Source organism: uncultured Rothia sp. (assembly GCF_937976295.1).
Lineage (GTDB): Bacteria > Actinomycetota > Actinomycetes > Actinomycetales > Micrococcaceae > Rothia.
In genome coordinates, this window is the sequence record NZ_CALJRY010000222.1 from 1 (window position 1) to 3,280 (window position 3,280).

Consider the following 3,280-nt stretch of genomic DNA (forward strand, 5'->3'; position numbering starts at 1 on the left):
TGTGGCGGTGACCGTTGTTCGGTCACCGCCACAGTTGTTATACACGGCTCAGGTTAGGGTAGGAGCGCCAACCCAAACTCAATAATGATTAGCGCAACAGCACACGCGAAGAGTACCCCACGCGGCACATTGAACTTCTGCCAGAGATCATACAGCTGCCGGGGAACCACCCAAATAACAAACGCATGAAAAGCAAGCGAGAACGAGGCGTTACCCCACTGAATAATCATCAAGGCAAGAGCGAAAATCACGCCGAGCATATCCAGGATGCGCCGGTGCTTTCGCACCTGCTCCCTCTCCTTCTGATAGCCAGGGTTGTTTAGCAACCTTGGTGGTGCTTTTTTCAGCTGACCCACAATGACCAAAACCGCCAGCGGAATCAGAGAAATACCGAAGAACATGGGAACCGCCTTTCATGTTGGGGTTCGCTCGCTACGCCGGTGACGAGCTGATGGCGCACCATCATTGGTGAAAACTTCTCAAAAACAAGTAGTGTGCAACACGTGTATAACGTATTGTGGGTTACTTTACGGCAAACATGAACCCTATTCAAGAGGTAAACACCTCCGAAAAAATTTTTAAAAAATATGGGCGCCGGGACCCTAAGGTTCCCGGCGCCCACACCCCAGCTGTTCATACCTCAGCGGGATTCAATTTAGAGGCGGAAGAAGCCCTCCACCGCGCGGGTCATGTACGCCATATCGTCCACATGGCACATCTCGCGCATCGAATGCATCGACAGCAAGCCAATGCCCACATCCACGGTGCGCATACCCAGGCGAGTCGCCGTAATCGGGCCAATCGTCGAACCGCACGGCATATTGTTATTCGACACGAACTCCTGATACGGCACACCAGCCTTCGCACACGCCGCCGCGAACACGCCAGCACCCACCGAATCCGTCGCGTAACGCTGATTCGCGTTAATCTTCAGCAGCGGGCCACCGCCGGGCAGCGGCTGAACGGTCGGGTCGTGGTGACCCTGATAGTTCGGGTGCACCAGGTGACCGGCATCAGCCGACAGGCAGAACGACGCCGCCACCGAACGGCGGTACTCCTCCGTGCTCTCACCGCGCGCAGCGGACAGGCGCACCAGAATATCCTCCAGGAACGGGCCAGCCGCACCACTACGCGACTCCGAACCGAGCTCCTCGTGGTCGAACGCCGCAAGCATTACAGTTTCGGTGGCGTGCTCGTCCGCGTTATCGGCAACGTAACGCTCCAGGGCGGTCAAACCCGCATGCACCGAAGACAGGTTATCCAGGCGACCCGAGGCGAACAGCTCCTGATCGGCACCAAAACGGCGCGGCGGCTGCGAATCAGCAAACAGCAGGTCATAACCCACAATGCTTTCCGGGTCGACCGGCTCGCCGTCAATCACGTGCTTCGCCATGTAGCCGAGCACATCATTCTCCGCCGGGTCCACACCCCACACGGGGTACATGTTGAACTGCTTGTCCAGCACCAGTTCGTTGCGCTTGTGGTCCAGGTGCGGCGCCAGCTGCGGGATGCGCGCAATCGGGCCGGTGCGCACCAGGCGGTCCTTCAGCTCCCCGCCCTCAAGAATGGTGAGGCGGCCCGCCACGCACAGTTCGCGGTCCAGGAAGGAGTTCAGCAGTGCGCCGCCGTAGTTCTCAACAGCGATCTGGTGCCAGCCCTTCGTGGTGATGGAGGAGGAGGGCTTGACCTTCAGGGAGGGCGAGTCGGTGTGTGCACCCAGCACGCGGTAGCCGCTTGCCTTCTGCGCCTTCGCGCCGCCAGCCCAGGCGATAATCGCGCCGTCACGGACGACGAAGTGGCGGCCGGTTGCCACCTGCTGGCCCCATGCTTCGGTCTCTACAAGCTCGGTGAAGCCTGCTGCTTGCAGGCGGCGCGCTACCGTGCGCGCGGCGAGGTAAGAGACCGGCGAATCCGCCACGAATGCGGCGAGGTCTTCAATATTTTTTACAGCATCAACAGTCATGGTTTAACCCTACCTTTTCTTGGGTGTTGACGGGGTGACCGGGGCTGATAGTCCACGCGGTGTGAAGTATGAGCCCTGGTGAGGCTCGTATGGAGCGGGAGGGGCGGGCGAGGTAGCCAAGCTAGAGCAACCCGCTAAATAGCCTATTTATCAACCTTGAGAGGTTGTGTTTCACGTGAAACCTCGCCGCGGCGAGCGCGTGCGTTGAAAATCAGGCAGGCGAGCACCACGTACAGGCCTTCCAGTGCGATACCCTGCAGCGCATCCATGGGGGTCACGCCCTCGGAGCCGAAGGGATCCAGACCGGCCACCATGGACAGCAGCAACAGGATCACGTTATTCGCCACGTGCAGGCTGATGGAGGCTTCCAGGCCGCCGGTGTACCAGCAGAGGAAACCGGCATAAATACCCATCGCAAGAATCGTGCTCTGACCCCAGGGATCGTAGGCGTGGGAGAGCATGAACAGCACTGCGGGCAGCACAATCGGCAGCCAGGGGGTGCGGAGCCAGCGGCCGAGCATCTGCATCATGAAGCCGCGGTAGGCGAGCTCTTCGGCGTAGCACTGCACGGGCACGAGGAGCAGCATCATCGCCACATAAACCCAAAATTCAACCTGTGGAGGTTGAAAATAGCGGTATTCGGGCAGGCTCGCACCGCTCACCGCCAACGCTACGGCGTAGTAGATGCCGTACACCGCAAAGCTCAAACCCAGGTACGGAAGCAGCAGCGAGCGGCGCAGGCGGCCCGCCACCGAATGGATCAGGCCCCAGGGCTTGGGGCCCACGACCAGGCGCGCAATAAAGAGCGAAGGCACGATAGCGATGAGGGAGAGGAAGGTCAGCGCGAACAGCGCCGGGTGCTCCATGATGACGGCACGGTTCGTGGCTACGTCCTGGAGGGAAACCCCCGAACCCCTAACCGCCATAAACAGGGCAACTGAAATCATCAGGTTGAGGCCAATAAATATGGCGGCGCCGAGCAGACCTTCCAGCAGGGGTGAGAACCAGCGGGCGTGCGGGTCGGCGTGGGAGAGACGGTGGTAGGCAAGACCGGCAGGTGGCGCAGTAGTAGCCGCGGGGGTTCCGGCGGCTAGGCGCGGAGGTGCGGGGGACGGTGTCGTGTTCATTCTTTAATCCTAGCCCCAGCCTTTAATCCTAGTCTCAGCGGGTTCGGTGGTGACCGGGCATGCGGAAACCTTCAAGTACTGATTGATGCGGAATGTTTCAAAACCATTGAAAAAGCCGTGAATAAGGTCAAAAATCCACCATTCACGGGGTTCATTTTCTGAACCTATGCCATAATTTGTAGCGATAATA

General features: G+C 59.3%; 4 protein-coding genes. All 4 read right to left on the reverse strand.

Going from position 1 to position 3,280, the window contains the following annotated elements; all coding sequences use genetic code 11:
• Nucleotides 1-53: 53 nt before the first annotated feature.
• Nucleotides 54-401: a hypothetical protein gene (locus Q0216_RS05950; protein ID WP_298593726.1), complete on the reverse strand. Its 348-nt coding sequence runs from the start codon at nucleotides 399-401 to the stop codon at nucleotides 54-56.
• 254 nt (nucleotides 402-655) lie between these two features.
• A complete protein-coding gene (locus Q0216_RS05955) occupies nucleotides 656-1,963 on the reverse strand; it encodes a M18 family aminopeptidase (protein WP_298593728.1) in 1,308 nt (435 codons plus the stop codon).
• A gap of 143 nt (nucleotides 1,964-2,106) precedes the next feature.
• Nucleotides 2,107-3,090: a CPBP family intramembrane glutamic endopeptidase gene (locus Q0216_RS05960; protein ID WP_298593729.1), complete on the reverse strand. Its 984-nt coding sequence runs from the start codon at nucleotides 3,088-3,090 to the stop codon at nucleotides 2,107-2,109.
• Nucleotides 3,091-3,099: 9 nt separating this feature from the next.
• Nucleotides 3,100-3,280: hypothetical protein (locus Q0216_RS05965; RefSeq protein ID WP_298593731.1), on the reverse strand; the 181-nt coding region annotated here is incomplete at its 5' end.

Excerpts from the sequence above, each read along its gene's own strand:
- Q0216_RS05955 (WP_298593728.1), bottom strand. The coding sequence starts at position 1,963 with ATGACTGTTGATGCTGTAAAAAATATTGAAGACCTCGCCGCATTCGTG.
- Q0216_RS05950 (WP_298593726.1), bottom strand. The coding sequence starts at position 401 with ATGTTCTTCGGTATTTCTCTGATTCCGCTGGCGGTTTTGGTCATTGTG.
- Q0216_RS05960 (WP_298593729.1), bottom strand. The coding sequence starts at position 3,090 with ATGAACACGACACCGTCCCCCGCACCTCCGCGCCTAGCCGCCGGAACC.